The organism is Acidobacteriota bacterium (assembly GCA_012729555.1).
Taxonomy (GTDB): domain Bacteria; phylum Acidobacteriota; class UBA6911; order UBA6911; family UBA6911; genus UBA6911.
In genome coordinates, this window is sequence record JAAYCX010000063.1 from 12,481 (window position 1) to 28,826 (window position 16,346).

Annotated in this window: 14 protein-coding genes; 6 read left to right on the plus strand and 8 right to left on the minus strand. The window is 66.7% G+C overall.

Going from position 1 to position 16,346, the window contains the following annotated elements; genetic code table 11:
• Positions 1 to 79 precede the first annotated feature (79 nt).
• Entirely contained in the window at positions 80 to 2,488 is a 2,409-nt protein-coding gene (locus GXY47_12110; GenBank protein ID NLV31885.1) for a DUF4982 domain-containing protein, read from the minus strand.
• Between the two features lie 99 nt (positions 2,489 to 2,587).
• The gene (locus GXY47_12115) at positions 2,588 to 2,785 is read right to left on the minus strand and encodes a hypothetical protein (GenBank protein NLV31886.1); all 198 of its coding nucleotides are present in this window, start codon (positions 2,783 to 2,785) and stop codon (positions 2,588 to 2,590) included.
• Between the two features lie 110 nt (positions 2,786 to 2,895).
• On the opposite strand from GXY47_12115, the gene GXY47_12120 reads away from it, so the two are divergent.
• From GXY47_12120 to GXY47_12130, 3 genes are all read left to right on the plus strand, one after another.
• A complete protein-coding gene (locus GXY47_12120) occupies positions 2,896 to 3,192 on the plus strand; it encodes a hypothetical protein (GenBank protein ID NLV31887.1) in 297 nt (98 codons plus the stop codon).
• Positions 3,173 to 3,520, plus strand: a complete 348-nt coding sequence (locus GXY47_12125; protein ID NLV31888.1) for a DNA-binding protein — start codon at positions 3,173 to 3,175, stop codon at positions 3,518 to 3,520. Before GXY47_12120 ends, GXY47_12125 begins: the two co-directional genes overlap by 20 nt.
• A gap of 163 nt (positions 3,521 to 3,683) precedes the next feature.
• Positions 3,684 to 4,658, plus strand: a complete 975-nt coding sequence (locus GXY47_12130) for a hypothetical protein (GenBank protein NLV31889.1) — start codon at positions 3,684 to 3,686, stop codon at positions 4,656 to 4,658.
• A gap of 18 nt (positions 4,659 to 4,676) precedes the next feature.
• Here the strand turns inward: GXY47_12130 and GXY47_12135 are convergent, their stop codons facing one another.
• Positions 4,677 to 6,251 carry an MFS transporter gene (locus tag GXY47_12135; protein NLV31890.1) on the minus strand — a complete coding sequence of 525 codons (1,575 nt, stop codon included), beginning with the start codon at positions 6,249 to 6,251 and terminating at the stop codon, positions 4,677 to 4,679.
• 182 nt (positions 6,252 to 6,433) lie between these two features.
• Here GXY47_12135 and GXY47_12140 point away from each other — a divergent pair, with 182 nt between their 5' ends.
• Entirely contained in the window at positions 6,434 to 7,996 is a 1,563-nt protein-coding gene (locus GXY47_12140) for a tannase/feruloyl esterase family alpha/beta hydrolase (protein ID NLV31891.1), read from the plus strand.
• A gap of 9 nt (positions 7,997 to 8,005) precedes the next feature.
• Complete coding sequence (locus tag GXY47_12145; protein ID NLV31892.1) at positions 8,006 to 8,482, plus strand: L,D-transpeptidase; 477 nt, start codon at positions 8,006 to 8,008, stop codon at positions 8,480 to 8,482.
• Here GXY47_12145 and GXY47_12150 read toward each other — a convergent pair.
• Positions 8,479 to 9,921, minus strand: a complete 1,443-nt coding sequence (locus GXY47_12150) for a sodium/solute symporter (protein NLV31893.1) — start codon at positions 9,919 to 9,921, stop codon at positions 8,479 to 8,481. The genes GXY47_12145 and GXY47_12150 overlap by 4 nt on opposite strands.
• Before the next feature lie 180 nt (positions 9,922 to 10,101).
• Here GXY47_12150 and GXY47_12155 point away from each other — a divergent pair, with 180 nt between their 5' ends.
• On the plus strand, positions 10,102 to 11,124 hold the full coding sequence (locus tag GXY47_12155; protein NLV31894.1) for a hypothetical protein: 1,023 nt from the start codon (positions 10,102 to 10,104) through the stop codon (positions 11,122 to 11,124).
• Here GXY47_12155 and bshC read toward each other — a convergent pair.
• The 4 genes from bshC to GXY47_12175 form a co-directional block, all read right to left on the minus strand.
• On the minus strand, positions 11,121 to 12,743 hold the full coding sequence (bshC, locus tag GXY47_12160) for a bacillithiol biosynthesis cysteine-adding enzyme BshC (protein ID NLV31895.1): 1,623 nt from the start codon (positions 12,741 to 12,743) through the stop codon (positions 11,121 to 11,123). The genes GXY47_12155 and bshC overlap by 4 nt on opposite strands.
• A 47-nt stretch (positions 12,744 to 12,790) precedes the next feature.
• Complete coding sequence (locus GXY47_12165) at positions 12,791 to 14,026, minus strand: argininosuccinate synthase (GenBank protein NLV31896.1); 1,236 nt, start codon at positions 14,024 to 14,026, stop codon at positions 12,791 to 12,793.
• 14 nt (positions 14,027 to 14,040) lie between these two features.
• The gene (locus GXY47_12170; protein ID NLV31897.1) at positions 14,041 to 15,096 is read right to left on the minus strand and encodes a mannose-1-phosphate guanylyltransferase; all 1,056 of its coding nucleotides are present in this window, start codon (positions 15,094 to 15,096) and stop codon (positions 14,041 to 14,043) included.
• 81 nt (positions 15,097 to 15,177) lie between these two features.
• Positions 15,178 to 16,305 carry a hypothetical protein gene (locus GXY47_12175; protein ID NLV31898.1) on the minus strand — a complete coding sequence of 376 codons (1,128 nt, stop codon included), beginning with the start codon at positions 16,303 to 16,305 and terminating at the stop codon, positions 15,178 to 15,180.
• Between the last annotated feature and the right edge of the window lie 41 nt (positions 16,306 to 16,346).

Below are 16,346 nucleotides of genomic sequence, written 5' to 3' on the forward strand. Positions count from 1 at the left end.
TTGGGCAAAAGGCGGTCGTAGTCAAGACCGGGCGGCATCGTGAAGAGGGTTCGAAGCCGCGGACTTTGCCGCTCCGTGATCATCGCAGCTCGAGGGTGATCTCCGCCGGCTCGAGCCCGGGGGAGGTGAAGCGGACCCGGGCGGTCCCATTGGTCCCCGTGGCCTGGAGATAGGCCGTCATCTTCCCCTGGAACGCCTTCTGCCGGTTGTCGGTGTAGTCGCCCATGTCGGTCGGGTCGGACGCTTCCAGCCCGAGCAGCCGGACCGGGCCGGAGGGGGCGCAGGTGATCTCGTTGCCGGCTTCCAGGACGGTTCTTCCCTGGTCGTCGACGATCCGGAGGGCTACCAGGGCGGTGCCGCGCGCGGCCGCTACGGGGCCGTTGAGGGGAACGGCCCGGACGGCGCGGGGCGGGCCGGTGGTCTCGAGCGCGTGGCGCGCCCTTTCGCGCCCGGCGACGGAACCCACCGACTCCAGTTTCCCGGGGCGCCACACGACGTCCCAGGAGAGGTAGCCGTTGTCGTCGTCGCGCGCCTTTTCCGGGCCGAGTCCGCGCCCGTCGAGGAGGAGGCGGGCCGAATCGCAATTGGTATAGCAGATCACGGTGACCTCGTCCCCCTCCCGGTAGTTCCAGACCGGGGGGGCGTCGGTGGCCGAAAAGCGGGCGCCCCTCGGGAAGGTGCCGCAGTAGATCATCGGCTGGTCCGACCAGAGGCTCTCCCGGAAGAAGGCGCGGGGCTTCTTGTCGCCCGCCAGGTCGAGCAGCCCGGAGGTGAAGCCGCGCGAGGGCCAGCGGTGCGCCTCCCCGAGGTAATCGATCCCGGTCCATAGGAACTGGCCGAAGATGAAGGCCTGGTCGCGCACCGCCTTCCAGGCGTCCAGCGAGTGGCCGGTCTCGCTCCCGTAGAGCACCCGCTCGGGATAGCGGGCGTGGTCCGCGGCGTAACGGTTTTCGCTGTAGTTGTAGCCGGCCACGTCGAGGGCCGCGGGGTATTCCGTCTCGTTCGACATCACCGGTCCCGCCAGCCCGGCGGTGACGGGCCGGGAAGGGTCCCATTTCCGCACCACGGCCGCCAGGCGCCGGGCGATGGCCCCCAGCCGGTCGGCGTGGGGCTGTGCGGGCTTATAGCCCGGGGCGTGCTGCTGCCCGATCCCCTCCCGGTCGAGGATGGGGTGGGAGTAGGGGTCGTTGGGGTAGTCGACCTCGTTTCCGATGCTCCACATGAAGACCGAGGGGTGGTTGCGGTCGCGCAGGACCAGGTCGCCGAGGTCCCGCTCCCCCCACTCGTCGAAAAATGAGGCGGGGCCCTCGAACCCGGGGGTGCCCACGTTCCACCCTTCGAGCCATTTTTTCTTGGGGAACTCCCACTCGTCGAAAGCTTCGTCCATGACGAGGAGGCCCATCTCGTCGCACAGGTCGTACAGGAGGGGGGCGTGGGGGTTGTGGCTGGTCCGGATGGCGTTGCACCCGAGCGCTTTCAGGGTTTCGAGGCGGTGGGCCCACACTTCGCGGGGGACGGCCGATCCCAGGGTCCCGGCGTCGTGGTGGAGGCACACCCCCTTGATCTTCATGTTTTTCCCGTTCAGGAAGAAACCTTTGTCGGGGTCGAAGGCAAAGGTGCGGAGGCCCACGCGGGTGACGCCCCGGTCGGCGACGCGCTCCCCCTCCTTCACCGTGGTCTGCAGGCGGTAGAGGTAGGGATCCTCCACCGACCAGGGGCGGGGGCGCGCGATTTCAAGTTCCTGGACGAGGCGTTCGCTCCCCCCGGCGGGCAGGGTGACTTTGGAGCCGTGCCGGGCGGCCACGGTCCGGTCGTGGCGGGCGAGTTCCTGGACGACCGTGACGGTGCGCGCGCGGCCGGTGGAGTTTTCGAGCGTGGTTTCCACGGTGACGGCCGATTGAGCGCCGCCGAGAGTGCGGGTGGTGCAGTAGACGCCCCAGGGGGCGATGTGGACCGGGTCGGCGAAGCGGAGCCAGACGTCGCGGTAGATGCCGGAGCCGGTGTACCAGCGGGAGTCGGCCGATTCGGAGTGGTCGACGCGCACGGCGACCGTGTTGGTGCCCCCGGGAGTGACGAAGGGGGTGATATCGTGGTATACGGGCACGTAGCCGCTCGGCCGCATCCCCAGGGAGGAGCCGTTGACGAAGATCTCCCCGTTGCGGTAGATCCCCTCGAAATGGAGAAACACCATCTGTCCCTTCCGCTCGGCCGGAATGTCGATGGTTCTGCGGTACCAGCCGACCCCGCCGGGGAGGTAGCCCGTGGCGCTCGCGAGCGCAGGGGAATAGGGCCCCTCGACGCTCCAGTCATGCGGGAGGTCCACCCGGCGCCAGCCGGAGTCGTCGAACGCGGGGGCCTCCGCCCCGGCCGGGTCTCCCTTGAAGAAGAGCCAGCCGTCGTTGATCTTTTGGAGGTTCGCGGACACCTCCCCCGAAACGGTCGAGAAGGAAAGGGAGGCGATGAAAAGGAAAGGGAGCAGTTTTTTCATAAGTATCCCGGTGCTCTAAGGGGCTGAACACTTCGCGCCACTCTAATCGAACCGGGCCGGGATATTCAAGGATCTCCTGCGGTGCTTCGACCGACGGGGTTATTTCCGGCGCCGCGCGATCTTCACGCCGAACACCAGCGCGACGATCATCAGCAGGAGGCCCATGAGCGCCGCGCCCGGCGCGTCGTCGGTCTCCCCGACATAGATTCCGGCGGCGGCGATGGCCAGGCCGACGACGGCAAGGCCGGAAGCCATGACCAGGTTCCTGACCGGGTACTTCATAAGTACGCCTTTCAAAGGGATCCTCTCCCGCACCGGGTTGCATCGACAATTATAAGGGAGTTTGCCAGATAGAACGGTGTTGGAAATATTGACGACAAACAAGGCGTGTTGGTATAATTTCCAACATGAAGGCCGTCGAGTTGGTCCGGAACAGGATTGTGCTCGCCGAAAACAGGTTTGCCGAGATGGTCCTTTGGCATCTGGTCAGGCCTTTGCCCGGTTCCGGGCATGTTTTCAGATATCGCCTGGCCTATGTGGTTGACGAGATTTGCGTGCTTCGCTACGACAACGAGAGTGGGAAGGGCGACCACCGGCACTGGGGCGGGCGGGAATTGGATTACAAATTCGTGAATCCCGAAAAACTTCTGGCGGACTTCAGGGCCGACATAGAGAGGTGGAATCATGAAAACGGTTATTCTTGATGTCAAGCTCCCGGGCGACGCCATGGCTGAATTCTCCGCAGCCTGGAAGGGCAACAGGCAACAGAAGGCGGACCGAATCAGTTTTGCCTCGCCGGAACTGTTGTGGAAAGTGCTCACGGCCAAGCGCTGGGAGTTGCTCAAGGCGCTTTGCGGGGCAGGTCCCCTGTCCATACGGGAAGCGGCGCGGCGGGTCGAACGGGATGTCAAGGGTGTTCACGGGGACGTCGTCGCGTTGATCGGGGCGGGTCTGATTCGGCGCACGGACAGCGGACGCATTGAATTCCCCTATGAGGCGATCAAGGTGGAGTTCGTCCTGCGGGCAGCCTGAGCGGGCCCTTCCCGTAACTTCGCGCCTGCGGCTCCGGTTATGGATTCCGGGGGAGGCTGGGGCCGTCCCTGTCTTTCGTTGCTTTCGGCCCGATCTCGAGTATGATGGTCGCGAAACAGCCCTGAAACCGTTTTAAACTTACTGCCTGACAAGGAGGAATCTTATGCGAATGCGTTGGTGTGTTGCGGCCCTTTTCTTTGTTTTCGTCCCGGTGGCGCTCGCCCAGCCGGCGGTCAAGCCGGAGTGCGACCGCGCCTGCCTGGAAAACTACATCGACCGGTACCTGGACGCCATGATCGCCCACAAGGCGAGCCCGGACCTCTTCCACAAGAACTGCCGCTTCACCGAGAACGGCGTGGAACTGCCGCTCGGCGGCGAGGGGCTCTGGTACGGCATGTCGGGGAAGGGGACCTACAAGTTCTATATCCCCGACGTCGAGACGCAGCAGGTGGCCTTCATCGGGACCGCCCGGGAAGGGGGCGCCGCCCCGGGGGCGAAGGCCGCACCGGGGGCCAAGCCGGCCTCCCCCACCACGGTCGCCGTCGCCATCCGGCTGAAGATCCTCGACGGGCTGATTACCGAGGCCGAGCAGCTGGTCATCCGGCCGGAACAGAGCCTGACCGGGGACACCCCGGCCTCCAAGTTCCCCCCCACGGCGGAAGCGGTGGAAAAGATGGGGGCGCCGCACGAGATCTTCACCCAGACCATTCCCGAGGCGGAGCGGATGTCGCGCGAGGAGCTGGTCGAGGTCGGGAACTATTACTTCGCCGGCCTGCAACGCAACGACGGCAAGGGCTACTACCCCTTCACCGACGACTGCGTGCGCTACGAGAACGGCATGCTCTCGACCCGGGAGTGCAAGAAGCAGTTCGAGTCGGGACAGCTCAAGGGGATCGTGACCCGGATCCGCGACCGGCGCTTCGTCGCCGTCGACCGCGAGCGGGGCAACGTCTACGCCTTCGGTTTCTTCGACCACCTCCCCATCAACTGGACCTGGCAGCTGGCGGAGATCTTCAAGGTGGAAAAGGGGCAGATCCGGCGCATCGAGGCCATTTTCCACCGCTGCCCCTACGGGATGAACTCCGGGTGGAGCACCTACGAGCAGGGGATGAGCGAGGAGCTGCAGAGCATCCGGTAGCGATGAGGGGCGGGGGGGCTACGCCTCCCCGCCCGTGGTTTTCCTGGGGATGGTGGCGATGATGAGGAGGGCGAGGAGCATCATCGCCGCACCGATCCAGAAGACGGCCCGCAGCCCCGCCTCGAGCGACCCGCGCACCGCGGCGAGGGTCCTGTCGAACAGCCGCCCGTCCCCGCCGGTCTTCGCCTCGAGCGCGGTGCGGAGATTGGCGAGGGCGGGGCCCGACAGCAGCGCCTGGGGGTCGTCGACGGCCTCGAGGATCCGCGCGTCCGCCGCCGGTGAGAGTTCCTCCGGCAGCGAGCGCTCGAGCGCCCGCGCGTAGGCGACGTTCATCGTAGAGCCCAGGATCGCGGGGGAGATGGCCGACCCGATATTCAAGAAGAAGAAGAGGGCCCCCATCGCCACCCCCAGCAGGCGCATCGGGACCGCGTTCTGCACCACCACCGTGTTGATCGTCGGGATGACGCCGTAACCCAGTCCCGCCACCACGGCCACCGCCACGCTCCATGCGACGGGGGTGCCGGCGCCGAAGAGGATCAGGGCGAACATGGCGGCCACCAGCAGGCCGTACCCGGCCACGAACATCCATTTGAAGCGCCCCGTGCGGGCGATGGCGTAGCCGGCGGGAACCCCCATGAAGGCCGTCAGGACCCCGTAGGGGGTGGTGATGAAACCGCTGTGGAAGGTGCTGATCCCCTGGACCCCCTGCAGGAACATCGGGAAGTACATCATCATTCCCATCGTTCCGAAGGAGGAGAAAAAGGTGGCCAGCGCCACGGTGCTGAAGGAGCGGTTCCGAAGCACGATCGGATCGAGGATGGGCTCCCCGGCGCGGGTTTCGACCCTGACGAAGACGACCCAGCAGAGGGCCGAGAGGAGGAGGAGGCCCAGGATCGGGGTGGAGAGCCAGGGGAAGGTGGTGCCGGCGTAGGAAAAGGCGAGGATGGAACTCGAGGCCGCCAGGGCCATCCAGAAGCAGCCCTTGAAATCGATTTTGCGGCTCTTATCCCGGTTGGCCATGGAAGGGACCCCCAGGGGCACGGTGACGAGGCAGAGGACGAGCAGGGGGACCGCCAGCCAGAACAGGTAGCGCCAGTTCAGGGTATCCACGATGAAGCCGCCGAGGGCGGGGCCGGTCAGGGTGAACACCCCAAGCGGGATGTTGAGGAGGCCGACCCACTTGGCCCGCTCCGTGGGCGGGAAGAGATCGCCGACCACGGCGAAGACCAGGGGCATCATCGCCCCGGCGCCCACGGCCGCGATCGCGCTCGCCACGATCAGGAACACGAAGGTGGGGCTGAGGGCGGAGAGGACGGTCCCGGCGAGCGAGGCGGACAGGGCGATCATGAGGATGAGGCGCCGTCCGAACATGTCCGAAAGCTTGCCGAAGATGACGGTTACCAGCGCCATGACCAGCGCGGGGATCGAAACGGACCAGGCGTACAGCGACAGCCCGTCCAGGTCGGCCGCGATCTTCGGCCGGGCGATGGTCAGCGTCTGCACCGAATAGGCCACCGTGCCGTAGACGGCGAAGATGGCCACCAGCCCCCAGAGAACCTGTTTCTTCGTATACTGTGCCCTTTCCTCTGCCATCGATCTCTCCTTTGCAGCGAAGCGGCGGCGGGTGCCGCGGGGTCGAATTATGGATGAGACAATAACCCGTGCCAAATAGCAATATCTTTGTGGGGGATCCCCTGCCGGCGGTGTATAATGGCGCCACCCTGATTCATTTCGTCAAGTCGTCCCCGCTGGACCTGGCATAAGGAGGAGCGCGCATGAATTTCCACCGTTTCCTGTCGGCCGTCATGCTGGCCGGCCTGATTTTTCCGGCCCGCCCGGCCGACGCACAGCAGTCGTGCGAAAGCCTCGCGTCGGTCAGGATCCCCAACGTCACGATCACCTCCGCGCGGGCCGGGAGCCCCGGGTTCGAGCTGCCGGCGCAGTCCGGCTTCCTGAACGCCCCGCCCCGGAAGGTCAACGCCCCCTTCTGCCGCATCGAGGCCTACTCGGCGCCGACGGCCGATTCCCATATCGGAATCGAGGTCTGGCTCCCCGCGGCGGAGAACTGGAACGGAAAATTCCTGGCAGCCGGCAACCCCGGCTTCATCGGCTCTCTTTCCCCTTCGGGCCTGGCCGCGATCATGGAGCGGGGGTACGTCGCCGGGGGGACCGACACCGGGCACGTGGACCCCGACTTCCAGTGGGCCATCGGGCATCCCGAAAAGTGGGCCGACTGGGGCTACCGCGCGGTGCACGAGATGGCGGTGGTGACCAAGGAGATGGCCCGGCGCTATTACGGCCGGCCGGTCCGGTATTCCTTCTGGAACAGCTGCCACAACGGGGGGAACCAGGGGCTTGCGGAGGCGCAGCGCTACCCGGACGATTTCGACGGCATCGTCGTCGGCGACCCGGCCTTCCACATCTCCCGCCTGCAGCCGGGATCGCTCTACATCAGCTGGGTGGCGCTCAAGGACGGCGTAGACGGGCCGGGCTACATCCCCGTCGCGAAGCTCGAGGTGCTCAACCGGGCGGCCCTGGAAGCCTGCGACGCCGACGACGGCCTGGTCGACGGCCTCATCGGCGACCCGACGAAATGCAGGTTCGACCCCGCCGTCCTCCAGTGCCGGGGGGCGGACGCCGCCACCTGCCTGACCGCGGGCCAGGTGGATACGGCCCGGAAGATCTACGCCGGGGCGAAATTCAAGGACGGCAGCCCGATCTACAGCGGCTTCGAGCCGGGGAGCGAACTGGGCTGGGCGTTCATGATCGAGAAGGAGCCTTTCTCGGTCAATCTCAATTACTTCAAGGGGATGGTGTTTCAGGACCCCGATTGGGACTGGCGCACCTTCGACGTCGACCGCGACACCCGCCTGGGGATCGAGAGGACCTCGAAATACGTCGACAACGACAGTCCCGACCTCAGGGCGTTCAGGCAGTCGGGGGGGAAGATGATCATGGTCTCTTCCTGGAACAGCCTGGCGCTCCCCCCGCGGCAGTTCGTCGAGTATTATAAGAGCGTGGAGCGGACGATGGGCGGGCGCGGGCAGACGCAGGATTCCGTGCGCCTCTTCTCCGTCCCCGGTTCCGGCGGTTGCCCCGGGTTTGTGATGAACGAAGGGGATTTCGACGCCTTTTCGGCGATCGAGAGCTGGGTCGAACGGGGGAAGGCGCCCGAGGTCATCATCTACTCCCACCGCAAGGCGTCCGGGGGGGGCGCCATGGGCGGCGGGGGAGAGGTCTTCCGGACCCGGCCCGTGTGCGCCTATCCCAGGGTGGCCCGGTACAAGGGGAACGGGGACATCAACGATGCCGCCAATTTCAGCTGCGTGGAACCATAACGGGCAAGGATGAAGATCGAGATTTCCATAGCCCGGCAGACCCTGACAGTGCTGGGGGACGGCGGGGAGACCCTTGGGAGCTACCCGGTGTCGACCGCCGCCCGGGGGGCGGGCGAAATCAAGGGGAGCGGGGGGACGCCGCGCGGGCGCCACGTGGTGCGGGCCAAAATCGGCGCCGGGCTCCCGCGCGGCGCCGTGCTGGTCAGCCGCCGCCCCACGGGGGAGGTCTGGTCCCCGGAACTGGCCGGACGGTTTCCCGGCCGCGACTGGGTGTTGAGCCGGATCCTCTGGCTTTCGGGGTGCGAAACGGGGGTCAACCGGCTGGGGGAGCGGGACACCATGCAGCGCTATATCTACATCCACGGGACGCCCGACACGGAACCGATGGGGGAGCCCCGCTCCCACGGCTGCATCCGGATGCGTAACGCCGACATCCTGGAGCTGTTCGATCGGGTGCCGGCCGGTACCCCCGTGGAGATCGGCTAGGCCTTCACTTCCGGGGCGCGGGCGGACAGGAGGCTCACCGCGTACCCGACGGCGAAGGTGATCACGGTCCCGACGAGCACGTACCAGGTGAAGGCGATGTCGCTCGCGGCCCAGACCCCGAGCATCGACAGCAGCCCGACCGCCATGCCCGCAATGGCGCCGCGTTCGTTGGCCCGCCGGGTCAGCACCCCCAGGAGGAACACCCCCAGCATGCTCCCGTAGGTGATCGAGGCGATCGTCAGCCCCGCCTCGAGGACCGACCCGACCCCGCGCGAGAGCACGGCCAGCGCCGCCAGGGCGACGCCCCAGAAAACCGTGAACCAGCGCGATATCCGCAGCTGGCTCGCCGATGACAGGTCGTTACGGAAGAAGGGGCGCACGAAATCGACGACGGTGGTTGAGGCCATCGCGTTCAGGGCGCTGCTGAGGTTCGACATCGCGGCGGCCAGGATGGCCGCGACCATGATGCCGCGGACCCCGTGCGGGAGATAGCTCACGATGAAGGTGGGGAAGATCCGGTCGGGGGCGGCGGGGGCCGCCAGTTCCGGGTGGTAGTGGTAGAAGCTGTAGAGCATGACGCCGATGACGAGGAAGAGCGTGAATTGAAACAGGACGATGACGCCGCTCGACAGCAGGGCGATCTTGCTCTCCCGCTCGTTTCTGGCCGCCAGCAGGCGCTGCACGATCAACTGGTCCACCCCGTGGCTGGCCGTGGTGAGGAAGGCGCCCCCGATGATGCCGGCCCAGAAGGTATAGGGGATGTGGATGTCGGGGGAGAAATTCCAGACGGCGAACTTCGGCCCCGCGGCGGCCAGCACCCCCTCCCAGCCGTTGGGTATCATCCCCAGGATGACGAAGAAGGTGATGGCGGTGCACCCGAGGTAGATGCCGAGCTGCACCACGTCGGTCCAGATGACGGCGGTGAACCCCCCCTGGAAGGTGTAGATCAGGGTCAGGGCCGAAATGATCAGGATGGACCAGATGTCCCCGGAGCCGAGCACGATCCCGACGACGATCGCGATGGCGAAGACCCGCACCCCTTCGGCCAGGGCGCGGGTGACGAGGAACATGCTCGCGGTGGCGTGCTTGACGCGGGGGCCGAACCGGCGCTGCATCAGCTCGTAGGCGGTATACATCTCCCCCTTGAAGTAGGCGGGGATGAGGATGAGGGAGATGAACACCCTTCCCACCAGGTATCCCAGGATCAGCTGCAAAAAGCTCAGGTTTCCGGCGAAGGCGATCCCGGGGGTGCTGATGATGGTCAGGGTGCTGGTCTCGGTCCCCACGATCGAGAGGGCCAGCACCCAGGCGGGGGCCGTCTTCCCGCCGAGAAAATAGGTGTGCATCGACTGCTGCTTTTTGCGGAAATGGATGCCGAACAGCGTGATCCCCAGCAGGTACGCCAGGACGATGAACCCGTCCACCCAGTTGAATCCCATGGTGTTCCCCCGGAATGCGGGTTAGTGTAATTTCGCCGCCCGGGGAGTGCAACCGTAAACTCCGCAGTTTTCCGCTCCGGCGGGGATGCCGGGGGGCGGGAGGATGGATTTTGTTCGGACGGCGGCGGGATATGGTGTAATCTGGAAGGCGCATTTCGGTACAAGGAGAGGTGTCTTATCGTGAACGTTCTGATCAAAAAAGTGGTGTTCGCTTCGGGCTTGGCGCTTGCGGGGCTCGGTCTTCCATCTTTTTCCGCCGCCCAGGCTCCCGCCGCGCAGGCCGTGGCTCCAGGCGCCATCTTCCCCGCCGTGGTGGCCACCATCGACGGCCAGCCGGTCCCGGGAAGGGAGCTCGAGGTGCTGATCCGCAGGGAACTGGCCCGGATCGGAAGCCCGGAGTGGAAGGACCTGCGCGAGGACTACCGGGACCAGTTGACGGTCGCCGCCATCACCTCGGTCCTCAATTCGCGCCTGCTCTATCAGAAGGCCGTGGCGGAAGGGATCGGAGCCACCGACGACGAGGTCCAGGCCGAGATGGACCGGATCGCCAGGAACTATGCGAGCGATGCGGAAATGAACAACGACCTGGCCCGCCAGATGCTCGATCGCGACCTGCTGAGGGAGAACCTCCGGCAGACGATTACGATCGCCAAATACATGGAGGCGGCGGTCTCGGGGTCGGTGACGGTCACCCAGGAGGAACTGGCCAAGTACTACACGGCGCACCCGAGCGAGTTCGCCCACCCCGACATCGTCAGGACCAGCCATATCCTGATCCGGGCGGGGGGGAGTCCTGAACAGGACACCCTGGCCCGCCAGCGGGCCGAAGGCCTCCTGGCGCGGGCGAAGAAGGGGGAGGATTTCGCCAAACTCGCGCGGGAGCACTCGGCCGACGAATCGGCGGCGACGGGGGGGGACCTGGGGTACGCCACCAAGAGCGTGCTGAACTCCAAGTACGCCGACGTCGCCTTCGCGCTCGGCGTGGGGGAATACGGTCTGGCCGAGACCCCTTCCGGCTATCACGTCATCAAGGTCACCGACAAGAAGGCCGAGGGGGTGGCGACGCTCGAGGAGGCCACCCCGCAGTTGACGGAGATGCTGCGCAGCCAGAAGGAGCAGGCCGAACTGGAGAAGCTGATCCAGCAGCTGCGCGAAGGCGCCAAGATCGAAATCCTGATTTCGGGCCGGCAGACCCGGGACTAGTCCCGGGCCTCCTCCTGCAGGTAGAGTACCCGGTGGGCGAAATTTTCCGGCCTCGTCTCCCGCCGGAGCCGTTCGAGGAACGGACTCCCGTAGCGGGCCAGGGGGAGGAGGATCCCCGGCCCCCGTTCCTGCAGTTTCCCTTCCGGGAGGCAGCGCGGGAGCAGCCGGTCGACGGCCTGGGCCACGGGCGAGAGCCTCAGGGTGCGCGCTCGCACCCGGCCCATGTTGTGAAGGATCCTGCGGCGGGCGTTCTCCGCCGCGCGCTCGAGTCCCGCCTCGACGGCGCCGATCTCGGCACGGACCTTCCGGAGGTCGCGATCGAGTCTCCGCTCGAGTTCGTCCAGCCTCTCCAGTTCCTGGGATGATGGCGGTGTTTTTTCCCGCATGCGCTCCCCTCCAGCCAGGCAGTCCCCAGGATCGATCCCCAGGCGCTCCAGTTCCGCGGCCGTTTCGGGATCGAGCAGGGTGAAGCTGTTGCGGGGCCAGATGACGGGCATGGGCCGGTCGATCAAGGCGTAGAGGGGGCCGACCTGGGCGAAATAGGCGATTTCGGAGGGGCCGGCGACGTAGGCGGCGGTGGGGAAGAGCGCATCCTGGACCACCGGGCGCAGCAGCACGTTGGGGCTGAACCGTTCCGGCGCGCCCTCCATCAGGTGCCGCAGATCCTCTGCGGTGAAGGAGGTCGCCGAGCCCCTCAGCCGGAACCGGTCCGACTCCCGCTCCAGCGCGAGCCTTTCCCCTTCGGTCACAAACAGCAGCGTGGCATCCTCCCTGAGGTGCACCTGGACCGGATAGCCGGCCCGGGCGAGACCCCCGGCCCTTTCCCGGAGGGCCGCGACGATCGTGTCCGAGTTTTCGAGCGCCTTCAGGAAGACGGGGGCCGCCAGGCGTTTGGCCTCGGGATCCGCGGGATCGAACAGGAGCAGCCCCGGGAGGATCGAGCGGAGGAGGCGGGCGAAGGCCAGGGTCATCGTGACTCCGGGCGCGTAGGCTTCTTCGAGGAGCGCGCGCACGTTCGCGCGGAAGCGTGATTCGGGAATAGAGCCAAGGTAATCGGTATTTACGTCACGAATCTTCAATGGAAGGGTGAGGGATCCCACCGGCCGAGGAGAGGGGGCGCGATCGCCAAAGAGCGCCCGTGCCACCTCCACCGTCCCGGGGGAGGGTCCGGGGTGGAACACCCGGGTGGCCTCTGCCAGGTCGTGATCCTCCGTTTCCATCCAGAAAACCGGGACCGCCCGGATTCCGCTCTTCTGCAACTCCTCCGCGAGCGCCACGGCCGTCAGGGCCTTGTATATGGTGTAGAGGGGGCCGCCGAAAACCCCCACCTGTTGGCCCGTGACGACGGCGACGCTGTCGGGCCGGGCCAGGTCCGCGACCTGCTCCTCCAGGGCGGCGCCGGCGCCATAGAGGGCGTTCTGGCGCTCCAGGATGAGGGCCATTTCCTTCCTTGGAAAATATTTCTTTGAAGACTGGTTGCGTGCAAAAATCTCTAGTTTTGGTTTAACCGGAGGGGTCGCGTAGAAGCGCTCTGCGGCGGGGGAAAGACCGATGTAATCCAAAAAGAGGGGGGAATGGCCGGGGATGCGGTGAAAGGGGATATCCTGGGATCTGACCATGGCGCCGGGTGAGCAGGGGGCGCGACGCGCCCCCTGCCGGACCGCTCCTACCGGCGGCCGCGCCGCTCGCGGTAGACGGCCTTGTTGTCGAGCAGGGCCTCCACCCGATAGGGGAGGCCGAAGAGGTTGATGAAGCCCTCGGCGTCCTTCTGGTTGTAGACCGCGTCCTCGGCGAAGGTGGCGAGGTCCTCCCGGTAGAGCGAACAGGGGGACTTTCTCCCGGCGATGATGATGTTCCCCTTGTAGAGCTTCAGGCGCACGCTTCCCGTCACCCGCGTCTGGATGGAGTCGATGAAGGCGTCCATGGCGTAGCGGAGGGGGGCGAACCACTCCCCGTTGTAGACCAGTTCGGCGTACCTGGCCGCCAGCAGGTCCTTGTAATGGAGCGTCGCCTTGTCCAGGGCGAGGCTTTCCAGTTCGCGGTGGGCGGCGAGCAGGAGCGTCCCGCCCGGGGTCTCGTACACGCCGCGCGATTTCATCCCCACCAGCCGGTTCTCCACCAGGTCGGTGCGGCCGACCCCGTGGGCGCCCCCGATCCGGTTCAGCAGGGAGATCACCTCCACCGGGCCGAGGCGCTGGCCGTCGACGGCCACCGGGTTGCCGGCTTCGAACTCGATCTCCACGTACTGGGGGCGGTCCGGGGCCTTTTCCGGGGAGACGGAGAGGACGAACATGCTTTCCTCGGGCTCCGCCCAGGGGTCCTCGAGAATCCCCCCTTCGTGGCTGATGTGCCAGAGATTGCGGTCCTCGCTGTAGATCTTCTCCTTCGTCGCCGTGATCGGGATCCTGCGCTCGAGCGCGTACTCGATTTCGTCTTCGCGCGACTTCAGGTCCCATTCGCGCCAGGGGGCGATGATCTTCAGTTTCGGGTTCAGCGCCTTGAAGGCGAGTTCGAACCGCACCTGGTCGTTCCCCTTGCCGGTGCAGCCGTGGCTGACCGCGTCGGCCCCCTCCGCCTCGGCGATCTCCACCTGCCGGCGCGCGATCAGCGGGCGGGCGAAGGAGGTCCCGAGCAGGTACTTTCTTTCGTAAACGGCCCCGGCGCGCAGGCAGGGGAGGACGAATTCGCAGGCGAACTCCTCCCGCAGGTCCTCGATGATGCACTTCGAGGCGCCGGTCCGGATCGCCTTTTCCTCCAGGCCGTCCAGTTCCGCCCCCTGGCCGACGTCGGCGGCGAAGGCGATGACCTCCGCGCCGTAGTTCTCCTTCAGCCAGGGGATGATGATGGATGTATCCAGTCCGCCGCTGTACGCCAGTACCACCTTGTTCGCTTTTGCACTCATTGCCGCATCTCCAGTCAGCCCTCTTCGGGGGCGAGCGCTGCCACCAGCCTCTTCAGCTCCGCAGCCTTTGCTTTTGAACACACCAGAACTTTACCGTACGCCTCGACCACAACCAAATCCGAAACTCCCAGGGTGGCCACCGTCGCCGACTGCGCGTACACGACGCAGCCGGTGCTGTCGACGGCCGTATGCCGCCCCCGCACGACGTTGCCCGCGGCGTCGGGGGAGAGGGCGCGGTCGAGCGACGCCCAGTTCCCGATGTCGTCCCAGGGGAAGGAGACCGGGACCAGTCCGAGCCCCGGGGTCTTTTCCACGATGCCGAAATCGATCGATATGCGGGGGAGTTCCTCGAACCGTGCGCGCACCTCGCCGGCGACGCCGTCGCGGCCGATCAGGGGGCGCAGCCGGTCGAGTCCTTCCGAGGTCTCGGGCAGGTGCTCCCGGAAAAGCCCGAGCAGCGTGCGGTTGGGCCATAGGAACATGCCGCTGTTCCAGAAATATCCGCCGTCCGCCAGGTACCGGGCGGCGGTCCCGGCATCCGGTTTCTCGACGAAATCCTCCACCGGCCAGATCGCGCCCCCGGCTTCCGGCGGGGGGGCCAGGATATAGCCGTAGCCCGTTTCGGGCCGGGTGGGGCGGATGCCGAAAACGATCCCGGTCGCGGCGTCGAGGCCCGCGAGCCCGGTCTCGATCGCCCGGATAAAGGAGGCGTTGTCCCCGACGTAATGGTCCGCCGGGAGCGCCAGCATGACGGCGTCCGGGTCCCTCTTCTCCAGGTGCAGGGCGCACAGCCCGAGGCAGGCCGAGGTGTCGCGGCCCACCGGCTCCACGATGAAATTCCCTTCCGGGATGCGGGGCAGCTGCCGCCGGGCGATTTCGTAGTGACCGGCGCCGATGGAGATGAGGGTCCGCTCCGGCGGGGTCAGCGGTTCGATCCGGGCCGCGGTGTCCTGGATCAGGGTCACGGGGCCCAGCAGCGGGATGAAGGGCTTGGGAAGCGTGCGGGTGCTGAGGGGCCAGAACCTCTCCCCGCGGCCTCCCGCCATGATGACGGACCAGAGCCTGGGCATGGGATAATGTCTCTCCAAGGGAAGGCATTTTAATGGAGGCACGCGGTTTTTCCTATGGGAAAAACCCCCGCCGGGCCCCGTTCAGTCCAGGGCGCGGGAAAAGCGGCAGGAGAAAAGGATGGCTTCGGCCGCCGCCCGGAACTGCCGCGGGCGGGAGAGTTCTGTGCCGACCGGGTGTGTGTGGGTCAGAAACGGGCTGACCAGAAGGCGGGAGCCGGCGATGGTTCGGTGCAGGTCGGCGCTCTCCGCCGGCGGGATCAGGTCGTCGTAGGCGCCGTGGATCAAAAAGACGGGGCAGCGGAGCGCGCCGAGCGACTCCCGGGGGTCGAGGTCCGCGTAGACCCGCCGGGAGAGAAATTCCTCGATTTCGGCGGCGAGCGGGGCGTCGGTCCGGCCCGGCCGCATCGTCGCCAGGGCGTACCATCGCTCCCCCTCCGGGGTCAGGGGGAGGGATGGGGGAGGGTCCTTCTGCCGCAGCAGGCTTTCCAGCCGGGGGCGCAGCCGCCGGCGGTCGGAGGCGTCCGCGACCATGTCCAGGGCGGAGAGCATCATCACCCAGCGCGCGTAATAGCGGGTGGGATAGTAGCCCTTCCACTCCTCCTCCGACCCGGCGGCGAACCACCCCCGGCTGCACCTTTTGAGGTCGTAATAGGGCCCGATGGCCGCTGCGAAGGCGGTGCCGTTGCGAACCTCCGGGCGGGCGGCCGCCATCAGGGCGAGTGTTCCCGAGTAGGAGACCCCGGCGAAGCCGATCCTGCCGACCTGCCCTCCCCCCTCGAGGGAGCGGGCGCGGGAATGCCAGAAGAGCATCTGCTCTATGGGCGCGGCGGTGATCTGAAACTGCCGGAACTCCCGGATATCGGGGGTGATTACCATCAGCCCCCTCTTCGCCATCAGGCGCGCCAGCGCCACGAGTCTGGGGTGATAACAGCCCAGTTCGCTGATGCCGGCCGAAAGCACGACGGCGGTGGAGGCCGGCCCCCCGGCCGGACGATAGCAGAGGGCCTCGTAGTGGCGGTCCCCGTCGCGCCCGCTCACCCGGTCCTCGGCCACGACCGGGTCCGGTTCGTCGCTCCCGGCTGCGAGGGCCTTCAGGTCCAGGGCGAGGCGCACGGAAAACAGGAGGTGCCGGGCCGGGTGCCACGCGAGGATCCCGGCGATCAGGATCCCGGCCGCGATCCACACTGTCTTCTTCCCCATCCAGCCCATGGCCCCACCCTCCCGACGCCGCCCGATATGGTACCAGAAGC